Genomic DNA, 23,458 nt, shown 5'->3' with positions numbered 1-23,458 from the left:
CCTGCTATAGCCGGTTATGCGAGAAGGGTGGAAAATAACATGAGCGCGGACGAAAACAACCTGATTTGGATCGATCTTGAAATGACCGGGCTGGATCCCGAGCGCGATCGCATTATTGAGATCGCCACGCTGGTCACCGATGCGAATCTCAATATCCTGGCGGAAGGGCCGACCATTGCGGTAAATCAGTCTGATGACCAGCTTGCGCTGATGGACGACTGGAACGTGCGTACCCATACCGGCAGCGGGCTGGTGGATCGCGTGAAGGCCAGCACCCAGGGCGATCGTGAAGCAGAGCTGGCAACCCTTGAGTTCCTGAAGCAGTGGGTTCCTGCTGGCAAATCGCCTATCTGCGGCAATAGCATTGGTCAGGATCGCCGCTTCCTGTTTAAGTACATGCCGGAGCTGGAATCTTACTTCCACTACCGCTACCTTGATGTCAGCACCCTGAAAGAGCTGGCGCGACGCTGGAAGCCAGAAATTCTCGACGGCTTTAAAAAACAGGGGACCCACCAGGCGATGGACGATATCCGTGAGTCCGTGGCGGAGCTTTCCTACTACCGCGAAAACTTTATCAAGCTCTGATTTGAGACCCGGCACCTTGCGTGACCGGGTTTTTGTCGCTAAATTGTTCAGCTTGCCGATTAAATAAGCATTTGAACTGAATTTCCAAAAAAACGCTTTCAGGGGGGTTGCAGCTAAACGGATTTCTCGTATAATGCGCCTCCCGTAACGACAGAGAATTACACGTTACGACAGCAACAAAAGCAGTACAGATTTGCGGGAATAGCTCAGTTGGTAGAGCACGACCTTGCCAAGGTCGGGGTCGCGAGTTCGAGTCTCGTTTCCCGCTCCAAAATTTGATAATGTTTCTAAAGCATGAACCACCCAAGCGGGAATAGCTCAGTTGGTAGAGCACGACCTTGCCAAGGTCGGGGTCGCGAGTTCGAGTCTCGTTTCCCGCTCCAAAATTTGATAATGCTTCTAAAGCATGCACCACCCAAGCGGGAATAGCTCAGTTGGTAGAGCACGACCTTGCCAAGGTCGGGGTCGCGAGTTCGAGTCTCGTTTCCCGCTCCAAATCTTCTTCATCTCAAAAATATCCACAGCGAAATGCTTCGTTGGGGACGTTTTCTATTGCATTTGAAATACTCTTTTAAACAGACTTATCCACAGATTCTGCGTTTTACTGGGCTGAACCAAAAACTTCGCAGGGTGAATAATATTCTTGTATTCTATTGAATTTATTCAAGAAAATTTGATTTCAAAATGTTATTGAGATCACTTGACCTGTTTGCCAGGCCTTATGGCGCTTGAGTTCTTATTTTTATTCACAGGCTGTGAATAGATCAGGCGTCTCGCGTAAGCCCTTTTTCAATCACCCTCACCAGACGCTGTTTCTTCGGTAGCTGCACCTCGACCACGCAGGCATTTCGCTTCTCAATTTGCTGCGCAATCGCCCATTCTATGTGTTCATCGAGAAGTGGGTGCTCACCTCTACGACTTTCCAGCGCCAGTATATTGGCTTCGTCCCACGGGGCATTACCCAGCGCAACGGCGACATTACGCAGCCAGCGCAGATGGCCGATACGGCGAATGGCCGACCCTTCCGTCACCTTCAGGAACCAGGCTTCGGTCCATGCGAACAGCTCAATGAGCTGCGGCGCATGTAATGCTTTACGCGGGCTGAAATCCTCTTCACCCGTGAGCTGGGAATAACGGTTCCACGGGCAGATCAGCTGGCAGTCGTCACAGCCGTAGATGCGGTTGCCGATAAGCGGTCGAAATTCTTCTGGAATCGCCCCTTCCAGTTCGATAGTGAGATAGGAAATACAGCGGCGCGCATCAACGGTATAGGGTTCGACGATGGCGCCCGTGGGGCAGATGGTCATGCAGGCCACGCAGCGGCCACAGCCTTCCTCAACCGGGCCGTCTACCGGCAGCGGTAGATCAATCAGCAGTTCGCCCAGGAAGAAGAACGATCCGGCGTCGCGGCTCAGGATAAGTGAGTGCTTACCTGTCCAGCCAAGCCCCGCTTTTTCAGCGATCGGGCGCTCAAGAATAGGCGCGGAGTCCACAAAGGGTCTAAAATTCAGCGAAACACAGTGCTGCTGAATGGTTTCCCCAAGCTTTTTTAAGCGGTTACGCAGGAGCTTATGGTAGTCACGCCCCAGGGCGTAGCGGCTGACGTAGCCCAGAGAGGGATTTTTTAGCGTGCGCGCAAAGGCCGCGTTGGCGGGCAGATAGTTCATGCGCACGCTAATGACGCGTAATGTGCCCGGCAAAAGCTCGTGAGGACGGGCGCGCATCATGCCGTGACGCGCCATCCACTCCATTTCGCCGTGATATTGTTTGTCCAGCCACGCCTGCAGTTTAGGCTCGCTGGCGGAAAGGTCGGTATCGGTAATACCCACCTTCTGGAAGCCAAGCTCAGCACCCCATTGTTTAATATTTTGCGCTAACTGATTGAGATCGAGGGGCTGTGACATGACGGACCATACTGTGAAGAAAAACCCCGCAAGTATACCACATTCCATCTGGCATGCGGATGACCTCCGGCGCGCCGAGAAAGAGGCCGCAGACAGCCTCGGCATTACCCTTTTTGAACTGATGCAGCGCGCGGGCGAAGCGGCGTTTAACGTGGTCCGTGCGGCCTATCCGGCTGCCTCACACTGGTTAATTTTGTGCGGGCACGGCAATAACGGCGGTGACGGCTATGTTGTCGCTCGTCTGGCCGTAGCGGCCGGGCTGCGTGTGACATTGCTGGCGCTGGAAAGCGATAGGCCGCTGCCGGAAGAAGCCGCCGCCGCGCGAGAAGCCTGGCTGAACGCGGGCGGGGTTATTCATGCGGCGGATATCGTCTGGCCGGATGATATCGATGTGATTGTGGATGGTCTGCTGGGTACGGGTTTGCGCAGTGCGCCGCGCGAGAACGTTGCCGCGTTGATTAAGCACGCCAACGCGCATATCGCACCGGTGGTGGCGCTAGATATTCCTTCTGGCCTGGTGGCGCAAACCGGCGCGATACCGGGAGTGGCGATCGAGGCCGACCATACCGTGACCTTTATCGCCCTGAAGCCCGGATTACTCACCGGCAAAGCGCGGGACGTGGTGGGAGTATTGCATCACAACGCGCTGGGGCTGGAGAGCTGGCTGGCAGGTCAGGAGACGCATGTTTCACGATGTGATGCTTCACAGCTATCAGGCTGGCTGCCTCCGCGACGCCCAACGTCCCATAAAGGCGATCACGGCAAGCTGGTGATTGTGGGAGGAGATCGCGGCACGGCGGGCGCTATCCGCATGACGGGAGAGGCGGCTCTGCGCAGCGGCGCGGGTCTGGTGCGCGTGCTGACGCGCAGCGAAAACATTCCCCCCATTATTACCGCGCGCCCGGAATTGATGGTACACGAGCTTACCCCGCAGACGCTTGAAGAGAGCCTTGAGTGGGCGGATGTAGTGGTGATTGGCCCCGGGCTGGGACAGCACTCCTGGGGCAAACAGGCGCTGCAAAAGGTTGAGAATTTTCGTAAACCGATGCTGTGGGACGCCGACGCGCTTAACCTTCTGGCAATAAACCCGGATACACGTCACAATCGCATTCTAACCCCGCACCCCGGCGAAGCCGCGCGCCTGCTTAACTGCAGCGTGGCAGAAATTGAAAGCGATCGCTTACTTTCTGCCCAGCGTCTGGTAAAACGTTATGGAGGTGTGGTTGTGTTGAAAGGGGCGGGAACCGTGGTTGCCAGCGAAAATGCACTCGGCATTATTGATGCCGGAAATGCAGGCATGGCGAGCGGCGGCATGGGCGATGTGCTTTCTGGCATTATCGGCGCATTGCTTGGACAGAAACTTCCCCTTTATGATGCAGCCTGCGCGGGCTGTGTGGCGCACGGTGCGGCCGCCGACAGGCTGGCTGCTCGCTATGGAACGCGCGGCATGCTGGCCACCGATCTTTTTGGCACGCTGAGGCGTGTTGTTAACCCGGATGTGATTGACGTAGAAAATGACTAACCGAGCGATTTCTTTACCTGATGAACAAGCCACTTTAGATCTCGGCAAGCGCGTCGCGCAGGCCTGCCAGGGGGCAACCGTCATTTATCTGTATGGTGATTTAGGCGCGGGTAAAACCACGTTCAGCCGGGGTTTCCTGCAGGCGTTAGGCCATAACGGGAACGTTAAAAGCCCGACCTATACGCTGGTAGAGCCGTACACCCTCGAAAATCTCATGGTGTACCACTTCGATTTATACCGTCTTGCGGACCCGGAGGAGCTGGAGTTTATGGGTATCCGCGATTATTTTGCCAACGACGCCATTTGCCTGGTGGAGTGGCCGCAGCAAGGTGCGGGTGTGCTGCCTGACCCGGATGTCGAAATTCACTTAGATTACCAGGCTCAAGGGCGTGAGGCGCGCATCAGTGCGGTTTCCTCATCAGGCAGTTCCTTACTGGCCCGACTGGCCGGTTAAGCGTAGGGATGACGGGATGATACATCGCGTTAAAGGTTGGTTGTTAGCTGCTACGGTGCTGCTGTGCGCGCAGGCCGGCGCGGCAAATCTTTCGGATATTCAGGTTTCGAATGGCGACAGCCAGGCCCGAATTACGTTCAGCTTTATGGGCGATCCTGAGTATGCTTTCTCACAAATCGACAGCCGCAGCGTGGCGCTGGATATCAAACAAACGGGCGTGATACAGGGGCTGCCGCTGCAGTTCAGCGGTAATAACCTGGTAAAAAGCATCCGGTCCGGTACGCCAAAAGATGCGCAGTCGCTGCGGCTGGTTGTTGATCTGACCGAAAAGGGGAAAACCCAGGCGGTGAAACAGCAAAACGGCGCGAATTATACCGTCGTCTTTACCATCAAAGCCGATGTACCGCCGCCTCCACCTCCGCCGCCTGCGCCTGTCGTCGCGAAGCGCGTGGAAGAACCGGTGTATACGCCGCGTCCTTCTGAACCTGCGCGTAATCCGTTTAAGTCGCAGAACGACCGCATCACTGCGGCAACCAGCAGCAACACGGTGACGCGTCCTGCGGCCAGCGCGCGCCGTACGGCGGTCAGCGGTGATAAAGTGATTATCGCCATTGATGCGGGGCACGGCGGGCAAGATCCGGGAGCCATCGGTCCTGGCGGCACGCGGGAGAAAAATGTCACCATCGCCATCGCGCGTAAGCTGCGTTCGCTGCTCAATGACGATCCTATGTTTAAAGGCGTGCTTACCCGCGACGGGGATTACTTTATCTCGGTAATGGGGCGCTCGGACGTGGCGCGTAAGCAGAACGCGAACTTCCTGGTCTCTATTCATGCGGATGCTGCGCCGAACCGTAACGCGACCGGCGCCTCGGTATGGGTGCTTTCCAACCGTCGCGCTAACAGCGAAATGGCAAACTGGCTGGAAGAGCATGAGAAGCAGTCTGAACTCCTGGGCGGCGCGGGCGATGTGCTGGCAAACAGCCAGTCCGATCCGTATCTCAGCCAGGCGGTCCTGGATTTACAGTTCGGTCATTCTCAGCGGGTCGGGTATGATGTCGCCACTAACGTATTGAGCCAGCTGCAAAGTATTGGCGTGCTGCACAAGCGCCGCCCGGAACATGCGAGCCTTGGCGTTCTGCGTTCGCCGGATATTCCGTCCATCCTCGTTGAGACGGGCTTTATCAGCAACACCGGTGAAGAGCGCCTGCTGGGAAGCGACAGCTACCAGCAGCAGATTGCCGAAGCGATTTATAACGGCCTGCGCAAATACTTTGATGCCCATCCGCTACAGTCCGCGCCGCAGGGCGGGGCGGGCCAGACGGCCAGTGCAGCGCTGCCGGGTGAGATGACCGCGACCAACTAAGGAGAATGCATGCCGATTCAGGTTCTACCGCCGCAGCTCGCGAACCAAATCGCCGCCGGTGAGGTGGTGGAACGCCCTGCATCGGTGGTGAAGGAGCTGGTGGAAAACAGCCTCGATGCGGGCGCAACCCGCATTGATATCGATATCGAACGCGGTGGCGCAAAGCTCATTCGCATTCGCGATAATGGCTGTGGCATCAAAAAGGACGAGCTGGCGCTGGCGCTGGCCCGTCACGCTACCAGTAAAATTACCTCTTTGGACGATCTTGAAGCGATTATCAGCCTCGGCTTTCGCGGCGAAGCGCTTGCCAGCATCAGCTCCGTTTCCCGCTTAACCTTGACCTCCCGTACCGCCGAACAGCAGGAAGCCTGGCAGGCCTACGCCGAAGGGCGCGATATGGACGTCACGGTAAAACCGGCGGCGCATCCTGTTGGCACCACGCTCGAAGTGCTGGATCTGTTCTATAACACCCCGGCCCGACGCAAGTTCATGCGGACCGAAAAGACCGAATTCGGACATATCGATGAGGTCATTCGCCGCATTGCGCTGGCGCGATTCGATGTCACCATCAACCTCAGCCATAACGGCAAGGTGATGCGTCAGTACCGTGCGGTTGCAGAAGGTGGGCAGAAGGAGCGCCGGTTAGGCGCTATCTGCGGCACGCCGTTCCTGGAGCAGGCGCTGGCGATTGAGTGGCAGCATGGCGATCTGGCCATGCGCGGCTGGGTTGCTGACCCAAACGCCAACAGCGCAGCGTTTGCCGAGATCCAGTACTGCTACGTAAACGGCCGCATGATGCGCGACCGCCTGATTAATCACGCCATTCGCCAGGCCTGTGAAGACAAGCTCGGCGCCGATCGGCAGCCTGCGTTTGTGCTTTATCTTGAGATCGACCCGCATCAGGTGGACGTAAACGTCCATCCTGCCAAGCATGAGGTGCGGTTCCACCAGTCGCGTCTGGTGCACGATTTTATCTACCAGGGCGTCGTTAGCGTCTTGCAGCAGCAGTCGGCACCTGCGTTGCCGCTGGATAGCGAGGAGCCCGCCGCGCGTGCGCTGCCGGAAAACCGCGTGGCGGCGGGACGCAATCATTTTGCTGAGCCTGCGGTCGCCCGTGAACCGGTCGCTCCGCGCTTTTCAACGGCGGGAAGTGCTCCTCGGCCAACCGGCGCTAACTATCCCAACGCCCAGCCGGGATATCAAAAGCAGCAGGGCGCGTTATACCGCAAGCTGCTCGATACGCCAGCCGTAGAGCGAAAAGAGCACATCGAGGTGTCATCCCCTTCGCTGGAAGGACACAGCCAGAGCTTTGGTCGGGTATTGACCATTATTGCACCGGATATGGCCTTGCTTGAACGTGAGGGTAAACTGATGCTGCTGGCGCTGCCGGTGGCGGAACGCTGGCTCAAGCAGGCGCAGCTCACGCCGGGGCAAAACGCGGCCTGCGCGCAGCCCCTGCTGATCCCGGTTCGCTTGAAAATATCCCCTGAAGAATCAAGGGTATTGCAGCAGGCTGAGGCGCAGCTGGCGAAAATGGGTATCGAAATGATACTGGAAGCGCAGCATGTGACAATTCGCGCAGTGCCTTTACCCTTACGCCAACAAAATTTACAAAACTTGATTCCTGAACTGATAGGCTACCTGGCGCAACAGACATCGTTTGATGCCGCCAATACCGCGCAGTGGATCGCCCGCCATCTGGCAAGCGAACACACGCCGTGGAGTATGGCGCAGGCGATTACCGTGCTGGCAGAGGTGGAACGCATTTGCCCGCATCTGGTGAAAACGCCGCCGGGTGGTTTATTACAACCTGTTGATTTACAAACGGCGATGACCGCCCTGAAACATGATTGACGTAAGCAAGGCGAGCCTGCCTAAGGCAATATTTTTAATGGGCCCAACGGCCTCGGGCAAAACGGCGTTAGCCATTGAGTTACGTAAAGTTTTGCCTGTAGAGTTGATTAGCGTTGATTCTGCCCTCATCTATCGAGGGATGGACATCGGCACGGCGAAGCCAGACGCAGACGAACTGCGCGCGGCACCGCATCGTTTGCTGGATATTCTCGACCCGGCACAGGCCTATTCCGCAGCGGATTTCCGTCGCGATGCCTTAGCCGAAATGGCCGAGATAACGGCGGCGGGACGTATACCGCTGTTGGTTGGCGGAACCATGCTCTACTTTAAGGCGCTGTTGGAGGGATTATCACCTCTGCCATCAGCCGATCCGGAAGTAAGAGCAAAGATTGAGCAGCAGGCGGCAGAGCAGGGATGGGACGTTTTGCACAAGCAACTGGCGGAGATTGACCCGGTTGCCGCAGCACGGATTCATCCAAATGATCCGCAAAGGCTTTCCCGGGCACTGGAAGTTTTTTTCATTTCGGGTAAAACTTTAACGGAACTGACGCAAACGTCAGGAGACGCTCTGCCGTATCAGGTGCATCAGTTCGCCATCGCCCCGGCGAGCCGTGAACTGCTCCATCAACGAATTGAGCAGCGTTTTCATCAGATGTTAGCTTCAGATTTTGAAGCAGAAGTGCGGGCGCTATTTGCCCGTGGAGATTTGCATACGGACATGCCTTCCATTCGTTGTGTGGGATACCGCCAGATGTGGTCGTATCTTGAAGGTGAAATTTCATACGATGAAATGGTTTATCGAGGTGTTTGCGCCACGAGACAGTTAGCGAAGCGCCAGATCACCTGGTTACGCGGTTGGGAGGGGGTTCACTGGTTAGACAGTGAAAAACCGCAACAGGCGTTAAACGAAGTGATTGAGGTTGTTGGTGATATCGCTCACTGAATGTGTACAATTGAGACGTATCGTGCGCAATTTTTCAGAATCGCAAGGTTCTAAGTACAAAACAAGCATATAAGGAAAAGATAGAATGGCTAAGGGGCAATCTTTACAAGATCCGTTCCTGAACGCATTGCGTCGGGAACGTGTTCCAGTTTCTATTTATTTGGTGAATGGTATTAAGCTGCAAGGTCAGATTGAGTCTTTCGATCAGTTCGTGATTCTGTTGAAAAACACGGTCAGTCAGATGGTCTATAAGCACGCTATTTCTACTGTTGTTCCGTCCCGTCCGGTATCTCATCACAGCAATAACGCTGGCGGCGGCACTGGTAGTAACTACCATCATGGCAGCAACGCGCAGGGTTCTTCAACGCCAGCGCAGGACAGCGAAGAAACCGAGTAAGGTTTCTGCTGTTATCCACACGGGGAGCCAGGGGTCCTGCGTTCCCCGCTGATCTTTTTAGAGAGGTTTACGCTTGTTTGACCGTTATGATGCCGGTGAGCAGGCGGTGCTGGTACACATCTATTTTTCGCAAGACAAAGATATGGAAGACCTCCAGGAGTTTGAATCTCTGGTCTCTTCCGCCGGTGTCGAAGCAATGCAGGTGATTACCGGTAGCCGTAAAGCGCCGCACCCAAAGTATTTTGTTGGTGAAGGTAAAGCAGTCGAAATTGCGGATGCCGTAAAAGCAACCGGCGCGTCAGTCGTGTTGTTCGATCATGCGCTGTCTCCAGCCCAGGAACGTAACCTGGAAGCCCTTTGCGAATGCCGTGTTATCGATCGCACGGGATTGATTTTAGATATTTTTGCTCAGCGTGCGCGTACCCATGAAGGGAAGCTGCAGGTTGAGCTGGCGCAGCTGCGCCATCTGGCGACGCGCCTTGTGCGTGGCTGGACCCACCTTGAAAGACAAAAAGGCGGGATTGGTTTGCGCGGTCCGGGTGAAACCCAGCTCGAAACCGACCGTCGTTTATTGCGTGGCCGTATTACCCAGATCCTCTCACGTCTGGAAAGAGTCGAGAAGCAGCGTGAGCAGGGACGTCGGGCGCGAACCAAAGCCGACATCCCGACGGTGTCGCTGGTGGGGTATACCAACGCCGGTAAATCCACCCTGTTTAACCAGATAACCGAGGCCCAGGTGTATGCCGCAGACCAGCTGTTTGCGACCCTGGACCCAACGCTGCGCCGCATTGACGTCGCCGACGTCGGTGAAACGGTGCTCGCGGATACCGTAGGGTTTATTCGCCACCTGCCGCATGACCTGGTGGCAGCGTTTAAGGCAACGCTGCAGGAGACGCGTCAGGCGACCCTGCTGCTGCACGTGATTGATGCTGCAGACGTGCGCGTGCAGGAGAACATCGACGCGGTGAACGTGGTGCTCGAAGAGATCGACGCCCACGAAATCCCAACGCTGTTGGTAATGAACAAAATCGATATGCTGGATGATTTCGAACCGCGTATCGACAGAGATGAAGAGAACAAACCGATTCGGGTCTGGCTTTCTGCTCAGACCGGAATTGGCGTGCCACTGCTTTTCCAGGCTTTGACAGAACGTCTTTCCGGTGAGGTAGCTCAGCACACGCTGCGACTGCCGCCACAGGAAGGCAGGCTGCGCAGCCGGTTTTATCAGCTTCAGGCGATAGAAAAAGAGTGGATGGAGGATGACGGCAGCGTGGGGATGCAGGTGCGTATGCCGATCGTTGACTGGCGTCGCCTCTGTAAACAAGAACCTGCGCTGACGGACTATATCGTCTGATCAGAAAGGGGAAGCCTGAATAATTCGCCCTTGCATAACAAATATGGAGCATATACATGGCGTGGAATCAGCCCGGTAATAACGGACAAGACCGCGACCCGTGGGGAAGCAGCAATAATCAAGGCGGCAACTCTGGGGGAAATGGCAACAAAGGTGGTCGCGAGCAGGGGCCGCCGGATCTGGATGATATCTTCCGCAAGCTGAGCAAAAAGCTTGGTGGCCTTGGCGGAGGTAAAGGTTCTGGCTCGGGTGGCAATTCTACTCAGAGTCCTCGCCCGCCAATGGGTGGCCGCGTAGTGGGCATTGTGGCCGCTGCGGTGGTAATCATCTGGGCAGCCAGCGGGTTCTACACCATTAAAGAAGCAGAACGCGGCGTGGTTACCCGTTTCGGCAAGTTCAGCCATCTGGTTGAGCCGGGCCTGAACTGGAAACCAACCTTCATTGACGACGTTACCGCGGTAAACGTGGAATCCGTGCGTGAACTGGCGGCGTCCGGCGTGATGCTGACCTCGGACGAGAACGTGGTGCGCGTTGAGATGAACGTGCAGTACCGCGTAACCGATCCTGAGCGTTATCTGTTTAGCGTGACCAGCGCTGACGACAGTCTGCGTCAGGCGACCGACAGCGCCCTGCGTGGCGTGATCGGCAAGTACACCATGGACCGTATTCTGACCGAAGGTCGTACCGTTATTCGTAGCGATACCCAGCGCGAGCTGGAAGAGACCATTCGTCCGTACAACATGGGTATCACCCTGCTGGACGTCAACTTCCAGGCTGCGCGTCCGCCGGAAGAGGTGAAAGCGGCGTTTGACGATGCGATTGCTGCACGTGAAAACGAACAGCAGTACATCCGTGAAGCAGAAGCGTACACCAACGAAGTACAGCCACGTGCTAACGGTCAGGCGCAGCGTATTCTGGAAGAAGCGCGCGCGTATAAGACGCAGACCATCCTGGAAGCGCAGGGTGAAGTGGCTCGCTTCGCGAAAATCCTGCCGGAATATAAAGCGGCTCCGGAAATTACCCGTGAGCGTCTCTATATCGAGACCATGGAAAAAGTGCTGAGCCACACTCGCAAAGTGTTGGTTAACGACAGCAAAGGTGGAAACCTGATGGTTCTGCCGCTGGATCAGATGCTGAAAGGCGGTTCTGCACCGGCTGCGAAAGACACCAGCGGGGCGAACAACCTGCTGCGCCTGCCGCCAGCTTCGTCAGGCAGCTCCAGCGCGAACACAACGCCTTCTTCGAACGATGGTGACATTATGGACCAACGCCGTGCTAACGCGCAGCGTAACGACTACCAGCGTCAGGGGGAATAAGGATGCGTAAGTCAGTTATTGCGATCATCATCATCGTACTGGTCGTGCTTTACACCTCGATCTTCGTGGTGAAAGAGGGCGAGCGTGGGATCAAGTTCCAGTTCAGCAGCGTCGTGCGTGATGGCGACAAGCGTCCGGTGATTTACGAGCCGGGCCTGCACTTCAAGGTACCGTTCATTCAGTCAGTGAAAACGCTTGATGCCCGTATCCAGACCATGGATAACCAGGCTGATCGTTTCGTGACCAAAGAGAAGAAAGACCTGATCGTTGATTCCTATATCAAATGGCGCATCAGTGATTTCAGCCGTTACTTCCTGGCAACGGGCGGCGGTGACGTTTCTCAGGCAGAAGTGCTGTTGAAACGTAAATTCTCTGACCGTCTGCGTTCTGAGATCGGTCGTTTGGACGTGAAAGACATCGTTACCGACTCTCGCGGTCGTCTGACGCTGGAAGTGCGCGATGCGCTGAACTCCGGTTCTGCAGGCACCGAAGACGAAGTAGAAACGCCAGCGGCGGATGATGCAATTGCTAAAGCGGCTGAACGCGTTCAGGCTGAAACCAACGGTAAAGTGCCGGTGATCAACCCGAACAGTATGGCCGCGCTGGGTATCGAAGTCGTTGACGTGCGTATCAAGCAAATCAACCTGCCGGCAGAAGTGTCCGAGGCGATCTACAACCGTATGCGCGCCGAGCGTGAAGCGGTAGCCCGTCGTCACCGTTCACAGGGTCAGGAAGAGGCCGAGAAGCTGCGTGCCGCTGCGGACTACGAAGTGACCAAGACGCTTGCAGAGTCTGAACGTCAGGGCCGTATCCTGCGCGGTGAAGGCGATGCCGAAGCGGCGAAGCTGTTTGCGGATGCCTTCAGCCAGGACCCGGACTTCTACGCCTTTATCCGTAGCCTGCGTGCGTACGAGAATAGCTTCCAGAGCAACCAGGATGTGATGGTGCTCAGCCCGGACAGCGATTTCTTCCGTTATATGAAGACGCCAGCCAACGCAACGCGATAAACTCAGGCTCGTTTGAGTATTCAAACCACCGCTCCCAACGGAGCGGTGGTTTTCTTTTATAAGGAATAAAAATGAATTCAACGATCTGGCTCGCGCTGGCCCTGGTTTTGGTGCTGGAAGGACTTGGGCCAATGCTCTATCCGAAAGCCTGGCGTCGAATGATCGCGACGATGAGTCAGCTGCCGGATAATATTTTGCGTCGTTTTGGCGGCGGTCTTGTGGTTGCCGGTATCGTGATCTACTACATGTTGAGGAAAACGATTGGCTGATCAAAAAGTGGTCGGATATGGCATATTTTGGGGTCAAAAAGTGCTGTATATCTGAAAAAGCGATGGTAGAATCCATTTTTAAGCAATCGGTGATTTTGAAAAATGGGTAACAACGTTGTCGTACTGGGCACCCAATGGGGTGACGAAGGTAAAGGGAAGATCGTCGATCTTCTGACTGAACGTGCTAAATATGTTGTGCGCTATCAGGGTGGTCATAACGCAGGCCATACTCTCGTAATCAACGGTGAAAAAACCGTCCTCCATCTTATTCCATCAGGCATTCTTCGTGATAACGTCACCAGCATCATCGGTAACGGCGTAGTGCTGTCTCCTGCTGCGCTGATGAAAGAGATGAAAGGCCTGGAAGACCGTGGTATCCCGGTTCGCGAGCGTCTGCTGCTCTCCGAAGCCTGTCCGCTTATCCTTGACTATCACGTGGCGCTGGACGTAGCGCGTGAAAAAGCGCGCGGCGCGAAAGCTATCGGCACCACCGGCCGTGGCATCGGCCCGGCTTACGAAGATAAAGTTGCACGTCGCGGTCTGCGCGTGGGCGATCTCTTCGACAAAGCGACCTTCGCTGAAAAACTGAAAGAAGTGATGGAATATCACAACTTCCAGCTGGTGAACTTCTACAAAGCTGACGCTGTTGACTACCAGAAAGTGCTGGATGACGTCATGGCGATTGCAGACATTCTGACCGGTATGGTTGTTGATGTGTCCGATCTGCTGGACCAGGCGCGCAAGCGTGGCGATTTCGTCATGTTCGAAGGCGCGCAGGGTACGCTGCTGGACATCGACCACGGTACCTATCCGTACGTAACCTCCTCTAACACCACCGCAGGTGGCGTGGCGACCGGCTCTGGCCTGGGGCCGCGTTATGTGGATTACGTTCTGGGCATCATCAAAGCGTACTCCACTCGCGTGGGTGCAGGTCCATTCCCGACCGAGCTGTTTGATGAAACCGGCGAGTTCCTGTGCAAGCAGGGTAACGAGTTTGGCGCGACCACCGGTCGTCGTCGCCGTACCGGCTGGCTGGATGCGGTTGCGGTGCGTCGTGCAGTGCAGATCAACTCCCTGTCTGGCTTCTGCCTGACCAAGCTGGACGTGCTGGACGGCCTGAAAGAAGTGAAAATCTGCGTTGGCTACCGTATGCCAGATGGCCGCGAAGTGACCACCACTCCGCTGGCTGCTGACGACTGGGAAGGCATTGAGCCAATCTACGAAACCATGCCGGGCTGGTCTGAGACTACCTTCGGTGTGAAAGAACGTAGCGGCTTGCCGCAGGCGGCGCTGGATTACATCAAGCGCATTGAAGAACTGACCGAAGTGCCGATCGATATTATTTCTACCGGCCCGGATCGTACTGAAACGATGATCCTGCGCGACCCGTTCGACGCATAATCTTCGTGACTGCTGGCCTGCGGGGAAACCCGTAGGCCGGATAAGCGTAGCGCCATCCGGCGACCGCTCCTGGATCTCCGCTTTTTCGCCCCGTCTGTCAAATAAATTAGCCGCCAACTATCTGGCTGGTTTATCATCATTAATGAATATCTCTGCGGTTTGACCGCGTTTTCCCTTTTTCCTGAGGTTGATGTGCAGTTAACAAGTTTCACCGATTACGGCCTACGCGCGCTGATTTATATGGCGTCGTTACCCGATGGGAAGATGACCAGTATCTCTGAGGTGACAGAGGTCTACGGTGTGTCCCGTAATCATATGGTCAAAATAATCAATCAACTTAGCCGTGCCGGATACGTTGCTGCCGTCCGTGGGAAGAATGGGGGGATTCGTCTTGGTAAACCGGCACAGAGTATTCGTGTTGGGGATGTGGTACGTGAACTGGAGCCATTGTCTCTGGTGAACTGCAGCAGCGAGTTCTGCCACATCACGCCCGCTTGCCGCCTGAAACAGGCGCTTTCAAAGGCCGTGCAAAGTTTTCTCAAGGAACTGGATAACTACACGCTGGCCGATTTGGTTGAAGAGAATCAACCGCTTTATAAATTATTGCTGGTGGAATGAAGAAAATTTCCACCGGAGCTGACAACGGAGGAACCGACATGTCACATGATCCTTTCCAGGAACGCGAAGCCGAAAAATACGCGAATCCTATCCCCAGCCGCGAGTTCATCATTGAACACTTAACAAAACGCGAAAAACCCGCCAATCGTGAAGAACTTGCCGTTGAATTAAACATTGAAGGTGAAGAGCAAATTGAAGCCCTTCGCCGCCGCCTGCGCGCTATGGAACGCGACGGGCAGCTGGTCTTTACCCGCCGCCAGTGCTATGCGCTGCCAGAACGTCTCGACCTGCTGAAGGGCGTGGTGATTGGCCACCGTGACGGCTTTGGCTTCCTGCGTGTGGAAGGCCGCAAGGACGACCTGTACCTCTCATCCGAACAGATGAAGATGTGCATCCACGGCGATCAGATCCTGGCGCAGCCGCTGGGCGCCGATCGTAAAGGCCGCCGTGAAGCGCGCGTCGTGCGCGTGCTGGTGCCGAAAACCAGCCAGATCGTTGGCCGCTACTTTACCGACGCGGGCGTGGGCTTTGTGGTGCCGGACGACAGTCGTCTGAGCTTCGACATCCTCATCCCACCGGAAGAGGTAATGGGTGCGCGCATGGGCTTTGTGGTGGTGGTTGAACTCACCCAGCGTCCAACCCGTCGTACCAAAGCCGTCGGCAAAATCGTTGAGGTGCTTGGCGATAACATGGGCACCAGCATGGCCGTTGATATGGCGCTGCGCACCCACGAGATCCCTTACGTCTGGCCGAAAGCCGTTGAAGATCAGATCAAAGATCTAAAAGAACAGGTGCCGGAAGAGTCCAAAGTGGGCCGCGTCGATCTGCGCGATCTGCCGCTGGTGACCATTGATGGCGAAGACGCCCGCGACTTCGATGACGCCGTATACTGCGAGAAAAAACGCGGCGGCGGCTGGCGGTTATGGGTGGCGATTGCGGACGTGAGCTATTACGTCCGTCCGAATACGCCGCTGGACAACGAAGCGCGCAGCCGCGGTACGTCGGTCTACTTCCCGTCTCAGGTTGTACCAATGCTGCCGGAAGTGCTCTCTAACGGCCTGTGCTCCCTGAACCCGCAGGTTGACCGTCTCTGCATGGTCTGCGAGATGACCATCTCAACCAAAGGGCGCTTAACCGGCTTTAAGTTCTACGAAGCGGTAATGAGCTCGCACGCGCGTCTGACCTATACCAAGGTCTGGCATATGCTGCAGGGCGACCAGGATCTGCGCGAGCAGTACGCGCCGCTGGTCAAACACATTGAAGAGCTGCATAACCTCTACAAAACGCTGGAACAGGCGCGCGAAGAACGCGGCGGGATCTCGTTTGAGAGCGAAGAGGCGAAGTTCATCTTCAACGCCGAACGCCGCATTGAGCGTATCGAGCAGACCCAGCGTAACGACGCGCACAAGCTGATCGAAGAGTGTATGATCCTGGCGAATATCTCGGCGGCACGTTTCGTTGAGAAAGCCAAAGAGCCTGCGCTGTTCCGTATTCACGATAAGCCGACCACGGAAGCCATTACGTCGTTCCGCTCCGTGCTGGCCGAACTCGGTCTGGAGCTGCCGGGCGGCAACAAGCCTGAGCCGCGCGACTACGCCGAGCTGCTGGAATCCATCGGCGATCGTCCTGATGCAGAAATGCTGCAGACCATGCTGCTGCGCTCCATGAAGCAGGCGATCTACGATCCGGAAAACCGCGGTCACTTCGGCCTGGCGCTGCAGTCCTACGCGCACTTTACGTCGCCGATCCGTCGTTATCCTGACCTTTCTCTGCACCGTGCGATCAAGTATCTGCTGGCGCAGGAGCAGGGTCACAAAGGGAACACCACCGAAACCGGCGGCTACCACTACTCCATGGATGAAGTTCTCCAGCTGGGCCAGCATTGTTCTATGGCGGAACGTCGTGCTGATGAAGCCACCCGCGACGTGGCGGACTGGCTGAAGTGTGACTTTATGCTGGATCAGGTGGGCAACGTCTTTAAAGGCGTGATTGCCAGCGTGACCGGCTTTGGTTTCTTCGTTCGTCTGGACGAGCTGTTTATTGACGGCCTGGTGCACGTCTCCAGCCTGGATAACGACTACTACCGCTTCGACCAGGTCGGTCAGCGCCTGATTGGCGAATCGGGCGGCCAGACCTACCGTCTGGGCGATCGCGTTGAAGTGAAGGTTGAAGCCGTGAACATGGACGACCGTAAAATCGACTTCAGCCTGATCTCCAGCGAGCGCGCGCCGCGTAACGTCGGCAAAACCGAACGTGAGAAAGCGAAAAAGGGCGGTAACGGCAAACCGGGCGGCGGCAAGCGTCGTCAGGCGGGCAAGAAGGTGAACTTCGAGCCGGACAGCGCCTTCCGCGGCGAGAAGAAGCAGAAGCCTAAGGCGGCGAAGAAAGAGGCTCGCTCGGCGAAAAAGCCGTCTGCTAAAACCCAGAAAATAGCCGCCGCGACCAAAGCGAAGCGTGCGGCGAAGAAACAGCAGGCGGAGTAATTTCCCCTCACCCTGACCCTCTCCCCTAAGGGGAGAGGGAATTATTTATTACGAGAACCATCAATGAGTGAAATGATTTACGGCATCCACGCGGTGCAGGCCCTGCTGGAGCGCGCCCCGGAGCGTTTTCAGGAAGTCTTTATTCTGAAAGGGCGCGAAGACAAACGCCTGATGCCGCTGATCCACGCGCTGGAAGCGCAGGGCGTAGTGATCCAGCTGGCGAACCGCCAGTTCCTGGATGAGAAAAGCGAAGGCGCGGTTCACCAGGGCATTATCGCGCGCGTGAAGCCGGGCCGTCAGTACCAGGAAAACGATCTGCCGGATCTGATTGCCGAACTGGATTACCCGTTCTTCCTGATCCTGGACGGCGTTACCGATCCGCACAACCTCGGTGCCTGCCTGCGTAGCGCAGATGCGGCGGGCGTGCATGCGGTGATCGTGCCGAAAGATCGTTCAGCCCAGCTGAACGCGACGGCCAAGAAAGTGGCCTGCGGCGCGGCGGAAAACGTCCCGCTGATCCGCGTGACCAACCTGGCGCGCACCATGCGTTTGCTGCAGGAAGAGAACGTCTGGATCGTGGGTACCGCCGGAGAAGCGGACCATACCCTGTATCAGAGCAAAATGACGGGCCGTCTGGCGCTGGTGATGGGTGCGGAAGGCGAAGGCATGCGTCGTCTGACGCGCGAGCACTGTGACGAGCTGATCAGCATCCCGATGGCGGGCAGCGTGTCGTCCCTGAACGTTTCCGTTGCGACGGGTATCTGCCTGTTTGAAGCGGTGCGTCAGCGAGGAGAATAAACAGCAAGGCCGTCCAAAGGACGGCCTTTAGTGTTTTCTCCCTCTCCCCGTGGGAGAGGGCCGGGGTGAGGGCACCAGACGGTGACAAACTCACTCCTCCAAAGACCGCAAATGGTCATCCTTCCTCAGCGTCATCAGTGCGAAAATACTTACTACCGCCGTCGCCATCACGTAATACGCCGGAATATCCAGGTTGCCCGTCTGCTTAATCAGCCCGGTGATAATCAGCCCAGCACATCCCGAGAAAATCGCGTTCGACAGTGAATAGGCCAGCCCCAGCCCGGTATAGCGCACGCGCGTCGGGAACATCTCAGATAGCATTGCCGGGCCCGGCCCCGCCAGCATCCCGACCAGACCGCCCGCAATCAGCACCACAACAGCCTTCACTGCCAGCGTGCTGGACTCCGCCTGCAGGATTTTCAGCAGCGGCAGGGCGAGGATCAGCAACAGCACGGTGGCGATGATCATTACCGTACGGCGTCCGATCCTGTCGCTTAGGATCCCCGACGGAATAATCGTCAGGGCAAAACCGATATTCGAAATCACCGCGATTAACAGCGCCTGGTTAAAGCCCGTGTGCAGCGCCGACTGCAGATAGGTCGGCATAATCACCAGATAGGTGTACCCCGCCGCAGACCACACCATCACGCGACCAATCCCCATCACGATGGCCCGGAGCGTGGCGGCAGTATCCGCCTGAGCGACAGCCGGTTTATCCTGCTGCTGCACAAAGCTGGGGGTCTCCTCCATGCTGACCCGAAGCCACAGCGCAACGACGCCCATCGGCAGCGCCAGGAAGAACGGAATGCGCCAGCCCCAGTCGTGCAGGGCTTCAGGCGTAAGTAGAGCGGAGAGCAGCGCGACGATGCCTGCGCCCGCCAGCAACCCCAGCGCCACGGTAAAGGACTGCCACGCGCCATAGAGCCCACGCTTGCCGCGCGGGGCGAATTCCGTCATCAATGAGACTGCGCCCCCGTACTCGCCGCCCGCGAAAAGCCCCTGCAGGATGCGCAGCAGCGTCACGATCAGCGGTGCGGCAATGCCGATGCTAGCGTAGACCGGCACAAGGCCGATGGCGGCGGTGGCCAGCGTCATCAGCACCAGTGCGATAATGAGCGTTGGCTTACGGCCTATCCGGTCGCCAATGCGGCCAAACACCACCGCGCCCAGCGGGCGGAAGAAGAAGGCGATGGCAAACGAGGCGTAGGTGAGGATCAGGCTGGTCAGCCCCGTCTCCCCTTCAAGCTGGAAGAAGTTTTTCGCAATGACGGTCGCCAGAAAACCGTAAACCGCGAACTCATACCACTCGATGAAATTACCAATGGAGCCTGCAATTAATGCACGCTTGTGCGCATCCCGTTGCATAACGATCCTCTCGTGAAGGGAGTAAGAATAAATTATTCAACAAAATCGAAGTCACAAAATAGTTTATTCTTATGTTCTGTGAGCTATTTCACGAATGATATCAGTGAGATTGCCAGCATGTGACCCCACTCCCATGCAGCGTAAACGCGGTCTGTCCATACTTAGGTTCATTGCCAACGAAGGAGGGAGACAGCATGCACTGGCAGACGCACACCGTTTTCAATCAACCTGCACCGCTTTCTAACAGCAACCTTTTCCTCTCTGACTGCGCCCTGCGTGATGCAGTTGCCCGCGAAGGGGCCGAGTGGGATATCGAGCTCCTTGCGAGCATTGGGCAGCAGTTAGGCACGGCGGAGTCGCTGGAGCTGGGCAGGCTGGCGAACGTGAATCCGCCGGAGCTGCTGCGGTATGATGCCGCGGGCGAACGGCTGGACGACGTGCGTTTCCATCCGGCATGGCATCTGCTGATGCAGGGGCTCTGTGCGAACCGCGTGCATAATCTGGCGTGGGAAGAGGAGGCGCGTAAAGGATCGTTTGTCGCTCGGGCCGCACGCTTTGTGCTGCATGCGCAGGTTGAAGCCGGCACGCTGTGTCCCGCCACCATGACGTTTGCCGCGACACCGCTGCTGCAGCAGGCGCTCCCGAAAACGTTCCATGACTGGCTTACGCCCCTGCTCAGCGATCGCTACGATCCGCACCTCGCGCCGGGCGCGCAAAAGCGCGGCCTGCTGATCGGTATGGGGATGACGGAAAAGCAGGGCGGCTCGGACGTGCTCAGCAACACCACCAAAGCGGAAAGATGCAGTGACGGCAGCTATCGGCTGGTGGGGCATAAATGGTTTTTCTCCGTGCCGCAAAGCGATGCGCACCTGGTGCTGGCGCAGGCTAAGGGCGGGCTATCCTGCTTTTTTGTGCCGCGCTTTCTGCCTGACGGGCAACGCAATGCCGTGCGGCTGGAGCGCCTGAAGGACAAGCTCGGGAATCGCTCAAACGCCAGCAGCGAGGCGGAGTTTCTCGATGCCTCCGGCTGGCTGCTGGGGGAAGAGGGGGAAGGCGTTCGACAAATCCTCAAGATGGGCGGCCTGACGCGCTTTGACTGCGCGCTGGGCAGCCACGGGCTGATGCGTCGGGCGCTGTCGGTGGCGCTGTACCATGCCCATCAGCGGCAGACCTTCGGCAAAAACCTTATCGATCAGCCGTTAATGCGCGAGGTCTTAAGCCGTATGGCGCTTGTGCTGGAGGGGCAGACGTCGCTGCTGTTCCGCCTGGCGCGCGCGTGGGATAAGCGCGCCGATCCGCTCGAGGCGGCCTGGGCGCGGTTGTTTACCCCGGCGGCAAAATTTAGCGTGTGCAAAGCCGGTATCCCCTTTGTCGCGGAGGCGATGGAGGTTTTGGGCGGTATGGGGTATTGCGAAGAGAGCGAGCTTCCGCGTTTGTACCGTGAGATGCCGGTCAACAGCATCTGGGAGGGCTCCGGCAATATCATGTGCCTGGACGTTCTGCGCGTGCTGGCGAAGCAGCCCGGTATGCTCGACCTGCTTGCCGATGATTTTGCTCAGGTAAAAGGGCAGGACAGGCACTTCGATCGCAGCTGGCGGCAGCTTCAGCAAAAGCTGCGTAAACCCCAGGAGGCGCAGGGCAGGGAGATCGCTCAGCAGCTCTTTTTGCTGGGGGCGGGAAGCCAGATGCTGCGGCACGCGTCGCCGCCCGTAGCGCAGGCGTGGTGCCGCATGATGCTGGATACCCGGGGCGGAACGCTGATGAGCGAGCAGGTCAAAACGGACCTGCTGCTGCGCGCTACCGGCAGAGTCGGTTAGCCTTTGAGCTGGAACAGGCTCACCAGACGGGTGAGGTGCGAACCCTTCTCGCGCAGCGTTTGGGCGGTCTGCTCGCTGCGCGAGACGCGATCGGCGTTGATGTGCGACGCTTCGCCAATGTGCGTCATGGCGAGATTCACCTGACCGATCCCGGCGGATTGCTCGCGGGAAGCGTGGTTGATCTCGGTGACCAGCTGACTGATGTTATCGATATGCACGATGATGGAATCCATCGCCAGCCGCGTCTGCTCGGACAAGGCGTGGCCTTCGCTTACTTTATTCAGCGTGTCGCCAATCAGCTGCTCAATTTCCTTCACCGCGTTAGCGCTGCGCGCCGCCAGGGCGCGAACCTCCTGTGCGACCACGGCGAAGCCTTTGCCATGCTCGCCCGCGCGTGCCGCTTCGACCGCCGCGTTAAGCGCCAGAATATTGGTCTGGAACGCGATGGACTCAATCACGCGGGTAATGTCTTCAATACGTTTCGATGCGTCGCGAATATCATCCATGGTGGTGACCGCGTTGGTCACCGTCTCGCCGCCCTGATGCACCGCACGCGAGGTTTCGCTCACCAGCAGCTGCGTCTGCTCCATATTGGCGGCGTTTTGCTGCACGGTAGCGGCCAGCTGTTCCATGCTGGCTGACGTCTCTTCCACGCTGCTGGCCTGCTTGTTGATCTGTTCGGAAATTTCGCCGGTATCGGCTGCCAGGGCGTTAGTGCCCATGTGGATTTCACCGGCGGCTTCGCGAACCTGCAGGACCATTTTTTGCAGTCCAGCGCCGATGCCGTTGATGGCGTCAATCAGCTGGCCGACCTCATCCTGGCGGGTCACGGGCAGGCTGGAACGCAGATCGCCTGCCGCATACTGGCGGGCCAGTTCGATCACGTTCCGCAGCGGGCGGGTGAGCATCCGGCGAATAATAACGACAAACAGCCCGGCAAAGAGAACTGACAACACCACGCCTGCCAGCAGGAAACGGTCGCGCATCGTGTTAACGCTTGAGAGCAGGACCGATTTATCCACTTCACCCACGATGGTCCAGTTCCAGCCGGGCAGCGGCGTATAGACCATTTTCAGCGTGCGGCCGTCATCGCTTACGCGCTCCAGCGTGCCGGATTTATCGCTCAAAAGCTGCTGCTGCGTCGCGGCATCCCACTTTGGCAACTGCCCCTCTTCGCTGGCGTGGAACAGGTATTGTCCACGCGTTTTACCGTTGCTGCGATCCAGTACAAAGAAGTGCCCGCTCTCGCCCAGATGGCGATTCAGGATTTTCTCGCGCATGACGTTCCAGGAGTGAGTGATATCTACCCCGACGAAGATGATCCCGATGACCTGACCTTCACTGTTTTTTACCGGCTGGTACTGGGTGATGTAGCGTTTGCCAAACAGCAGCGCCAGACCGCGGTAGACCTCGCCTTTGTTCACTGCGGCAAAGGCCGGGCTGGCGGTGTCCAGAACGGTACCCATGGCGCGCTCGCCGTTCTCTTTGCGCAGGGAAGTGGCTACGCGAACAAAATCGTTGCCGCTGCGCACAAACAGGGTAGAGATGGCTCCCGTACGGTTCAGAAAATCGTCAGAAAAGGCATTATTTTCATGTAGCCCGGTATCGCCTCCTTTCAGAAGGGGGACGTTTAACCCGTTAATGGTCTGGGTCTGGCTGTCATTAATATTCAGTGGCTGAGGTATAAAGGTGGTAAACAGCCGGGTGTAGCTCTCGACCTCTTCGCTCAGGCTGGTATCAAACATCTGCACCATATCGACCATGCCGGTGGACTGATTATGCAGGTCTTCTACCGCAAGTTCTTCAAGCTGCTGGCTGGCTTTATGGCTGAGCAGAAAAGTGAAAAGCAGAAATAACGTGGCGACACTCACACCGGTTAGCAGCGATAGCTTAGTGCCCAGACCTGCACGGCGGAAAAAACTGATCATAAATTGCTCATTATTAAAAAGGTATGGCTCTTCAACGGCAAAGAAGAGCTAACATTTATTCAAATAATGTAACAGAATGT

19 protein-coding genes and 3 tRNA genes are annotated in these 23,458 nt (G+C 56.9%); 19 read left to right on the top strand and 3 right to left on the bottom strand.

All coding sequences use genetic code 11. The features are described 5' to 3' along the window. Positions 1–39: 39 nt before the first annotated feature. From orn to E0L20_RS12455, 4 genes are all read left to right on the top strand, one after another. Complete coding sequence (gene orn, locus E0L20_RS12470; protein ID WP_131634205.1) at positions 40–585, top strand: oligoribonuclease; 546 nt, start codon at positions 40–42, stop codon at positions 583–585. 195 nt (positions 586–780) lie between these two features. After that, positions 781–856 (top strand) — tRNA-Gly (locus E0L20_RS12465). A 36-nt stretch (positions 857–892) separates the two neighbouring features. Beyond that, positions 893–968 (top strand) — tRNA-Gly (locus tag E0L20_RS12460). A gap of 36 nt (positions 969–1,004) precedes the next feature. Further along, positions 1,005–1,080 (top strand) — tRNA-Gly (locus E0L20_RS12455). A gap of 269 nt (positions 1,081–1,349) precedes the next feature. Here the strand turns inward: E0L20_RS12455 and queG are convergent. After that, positions 1,350–2,489: a tRNA epoxyqueuosine(34) reductase QueG gene (gene queG / locus E0L20_RS12450; RefSeq protein WP_131634204.1), complete on the bottom strand. Its 1,140-nt coding sequence runs from the start codon at positions 2,487–2,489 to the stop codon at positions 1,350–1,352. On the opposite strand from queG, the gene nnr reads away from it, so the two are divergent. From nnr to rlmB, 14 genes are all read left to right on the top strand, one after another. Continuing rightward, complete coding sequence (nnr, locus tag E0L20_RS12445; protein ID WP_131634203.1) at positions 2,488–4,011, top strand: bifunctional ADP-dependent NAD(P)H-hydrate dehydratase/NAD(P)H-hydrate epimerase; 1,524 nt, start codon at positions 2,488–2,490, stop codon at positions 4,009–4,011. The genes queG and nnr overlap by 2 nt on opposite strands. Continuing rightward, the gene (tsaE, locus tag E0L20_RS12440; RefSeq protein WP_131634202.1) at positions 4,004–4,465 is read left to right on the top strand and encodes a tRNA (adenosine(37)-N6)-threonylcarbamoyltransferase complex ATPase subunit type 1 TsaE; all 462 of its coding nucleotides are present in this window, start codon (positions 4,004–4,006) and stop codon (positions 4,463–4,465) included. The genes nnr and tsaE overlap by 8 nt, the downstream gene beginning before the upstream one ends. 16 nt (positions 4,466–4,481) lie before the next feature. Next, positions 4,482–5,828, top strand: a complete 1,347-nt coding sequence (amiB, locus tag E0L20_RS12435; RefSeq protein WP_131634201.1) for an N-acetylmuramoyl-L-alanine amidase AmiB — start codon at positions 4,482–4,484, stop codon at positions 5,826–5,828. A 9-nt stretch (positions 5,829–5,837) separates the two neighbouring features. Then, on the top strand, positions 5,838–7,682 hold the full coding sequence (gene mutL, locus E0L20_RS12430) for a DNA mismatch repair endonuclease MutL (RefSeq protein ID WP_131634200.1): 1,845 nt from the start codon (positions 5,838–5,840) through the stop codon (positions 7,680–7,682). Then, positions 7,675–8,625 carry a tRNA (adenosine(37)-N6)-dimethylallyltransferase MiaA gene (miaA, locus tag E0L20_RS12425; protein WP_131634199.1) on the top strand — a complete coding sequence of 317 codons (951 nt, stop codon included), beginning with the start codon at positions 7,675–7,677 and terminating at the stop codon, positions 8,623–8,625. Before mutL ends, miaA begins: the two co-directional genes overlap by 8 nt. Positions 8,626–8,710: 85 nt before the next feature. Next, complete coding sequence (gene hfq / locus E0L20_RS12420; RefSeq protein ID WP_003855990.1) at positions 8,711–9,022, top strand: RNA chaperone Hfq; 312 nt, start codon at positions 8,711–8,713, stop codon at positions 9,020–9,022. A 73-nt stretch (positions 9,023–9,095) separates the two neighbouring features. After that, positions 9,096–10,376 (top strand): ribosome rescue GTPase HflX, encoded by a 1,281-nt coding sequence (gene hflX, locus E0L20_RS12415; RefSeq protein ID WP_131634198.1) that lies wholly within the window; start codon positions 9,096–9,098, stop codon positions 10,374–10,376. 56 nt (positions 10,377–10,432) lie between these two features. Then, positions 10,433–11,692, top strand: coding sequence for an FtsH protease activity modulator HflK (hflK, locus tag E0L20_RS12410; RefSeq protein WP_131634197.1), 1,260 nt, complete (start codon positions 10,433–10,435; stop codon positions 11,690–11,692). A gap of 2 nt (positions 11,693–11,694) precedes the next feature. Then, on the top strand, positions 11,695–12,699 hold the full coding sequence (gene hflC, locus E0L20_RS12405; RefSeq protein ID WP_131634196.1) for a protease modulator HflC: 1,005 nt from the start codon (positions 11,695–11,697) through the stop codon (positions 12,697–12,699). A gap of 71 nt (positions 12,700–12,770) precedes the next feature. After that, on the top strand, positions 12,771–12,968 hold the full coding sequence (locus E0L20_RS12400; protein WP_131634195.1) for a DUF2065 domain-containing protein: 198 nt from the start codon (positions 12,771–12,773) through the stop codon (positions 12,966–12,968). A 102-nt stretch (positions 12,969–13,070) separates the two neighbouring features. Beyond that, positions 13,071–14,369, top strand: coding sequence for an adenylosuccinate synthase (locus tag E0L20_RS12395; RefSeq protein WP_024907332.1), 1,299 nt, complete (start codon positions 13,071–13,073; stop codon positions 14,367–14,369). A gap of 192 nt (positions 14,370–14,561) precedes the next feature. Then, positions 14,562–14,987 carry a nitric oxide-sensing transcriptional repressor NsrR gene (gene nsrR, locus E0L20_RS12390; protein WP_014068620.1) on the top strand — a complete coding sequence of 142 codons (426 nt, stop codon included), beginning with the start codon at positions 14,562–14,564 and terminating at the stop codon, positions 14,985–14,987. Positions 14,988–15,025: 38 nt separating this feature from the next. Then, the gene (gene rnr, locus E0L20_RS12385; protein ID WP_131634194.1) at positions 15,026–17,470 is read left to right on the top strand and encodes a ribonuclease R; all 2,445 of its coding nucleotides are present in this window, start codon (positions 15,026–15,028) and stop codon (positions 17,468–17,470) included. A 63-nt stretch (positions 17,471–17,533) separates the two neighbouring features. After that, positions 17,534–18,268: a 23S rRNA (guanosine(2251)-2'-O)-methyltransferase RlmB gene (gene rlmB / locus E0L20_RS12380; RefSeq protein WP_131634193.1), complete on the top strand. Its 735-nt coding sequence runs from the start codon at positions 17,534–17,536 to the stop codon at positions 18,266–18,268. Between the two features lie 90 nt (positions 18,269–18,358). Here the strand turns inward: rlmB and E0L20_RS12375 are convergent, their stop codons facing one another. Beyond that, positions 18,359–19,633 carry an MFS transporter gene (locus E0L20_RS12375; RefSeq protein ID WP_131634192.1) on the bottom strand — a complete coding sequence of 425 codons (1,275 nt, stop codon included), beginning with the start codon at positions 19,631–19,633 and terminating at the stop codon, positions 18,359–18,361. A 194-nt stretch (positions 19,634–19,827) separates the two neighbouring features. Between E0L20_RS12375 and E0L20_RS12370 the strand changes: the two genes are divergently transcribed. Beyond that, positions 19,828–21,450, top strand: a complete 1,623-nt coding sequence (locus tag E0L20_RS12370; RefSeq protein ID WP_131634191.1) for an isovaleryl-CoA dehydrogenase — start codon at positions 19,828–19,830, stop codon at positions 21,448–21,450. Here the strand turns inward: E0L20_RS12370 and E0L20_RS12365 are convergent. Beyond that, entirely contained in the window at positions 21,447–23,378 is a 1,932-nt protein-coding gene (locus E0L20_RS12365; protein ID WP_131634190.1) for a methyl-accepting chemotaxis protein, read from the bottom strand. The two genes, E0L20_RS12370 and E0L20_RS12365, sit on opposite strands and share 4 nt — an antisense overlap. Positions 23,379–23,458: the final 80 nt, after the last annotated feature.

This window comes from Enterobacter wuhouensis, from assembly GCF_004331265.1.
Lineage (GTDB): Bacteria > Pseudomonadota > Gammaproteobacteria > Enterobacterales > Enterobacteriaceae > Enterobacter > Enterobacter wuhouensis.
Note: the sequence above shows the minus strand (reverse complement) of the source record. Positions and strands in the feature narration are given on the sequence as shown.

Bases quoted from the DNA above. Each gene is read 5' to 3' on its own strand.
- orn (WP_131634205.1), top strand. From the start codon at position 40: ATGAGCGCGGACGAAAACAACCTGATTTGGATCGATCTTGAAATGACC.
- nnr (WP_131634203.1), top strand. From the start codon at position 2,488: ATGACGGACCATACTGTGAAGAAAAACCCCGCAAGTATACCACATTCC.
- queG (WP_131634204.1), bottom strand. From the start codon at position 2,489: ATGTCACAGCCCCTCGATCTCAATCAGTTAGCGCAAAATATTAAACAA.
- tsaE (WP_131634202.1), top strand. From the start codon at position 4,004: ATGACTAACCGAGCGATTTCTTTACCTGATGAACAAGCCACTTTAGAT.
- amiB (WP_131634201.1), top strand. From the start codon at position 4,482: ATGATACATCGCGTTAAAGGTTGGTTGTTAGCTGCTACGGTGCTGCTG.
- mutL (WP_131634200.1), top strand. From the start codon at position 5,838: ATGCCGATTCAGGTTCTACCGCCGCAGCTCGCGAACCAAATCGCCGCC.
- miaA (WP_131634199.1), top strand. From the start codon at position 7,675: ATGATTGACGTAAGCAAGGCGAGCCTGCCTAAGGCAATATTTTTAATG.
- hfq (WP_003855990.1), top strand. From the start codon at position 8,711: ATGGCTAAGGGGCAATCTTTACAAGATCCGTTCCTGAACGCATTGCGT.
- hflK (WP_131634197.1), top strand. From the start codon at position 10,433: ATGGCGTGGAATCAGCCCGGTAATAACGGACAAGACCGCGACCCGTGG.
- hflC (WP_131634196.1), top strand. From the start codon at position 11,695: ATGCGTAAGTCAGTTATTGCGATCATCATCATCGTACTGGTCGTGCTT.
- E0L20_RS12400 (WP_131634195.1), top strand. From the start codon at position 12,771: ATGAATTCAACGATCTGGCTCGCGCTGGCCCTGGTTTTGGTGCTGGAA.
- E0L20_RS12395 (WP_024907332.1), top strand. From the start codon at position 13,071: ATGGGTAACAACGTTGTCGTACTGGGCACCCAATGGGGTGACGAAGGT.
- rnr (WP_131634194.1), top strand. From the start codon at position 15,026: ATGTCACATGATCCTTTCCAGGAACGCGAAGCCGAAAAATACGCGAAT.
- rlmB (WP_131634193.1), top strand. From the start codon at position 17,534: ATGAGTGAAATGATTTACGGCATCCACGCGGTGCAGGCCCTGCTGGAG.
- E0L20_RS12375 (WP_131634192.1), bottom strand. From the start codon at position 19,633: ATGCAACGGGATGCGCACAAGCGTGCATTAATTGCAGGCTCCATTGGT.
- E0L20_RS12370 (WP_131634191.1), top strand. From the start codon at position 19,828: ATGCACTGGCAGACGCACACCGTTTTCAATCAACCTGCACCGCTTTCT.
- E0L20_RS12365 (WP_131634190.1), bottom strand. From the start codon at position 23,378: ATGATCAGTTTTTTCCGCCGTGCAGGTCTGGGCACTAAGCTATCGCTG.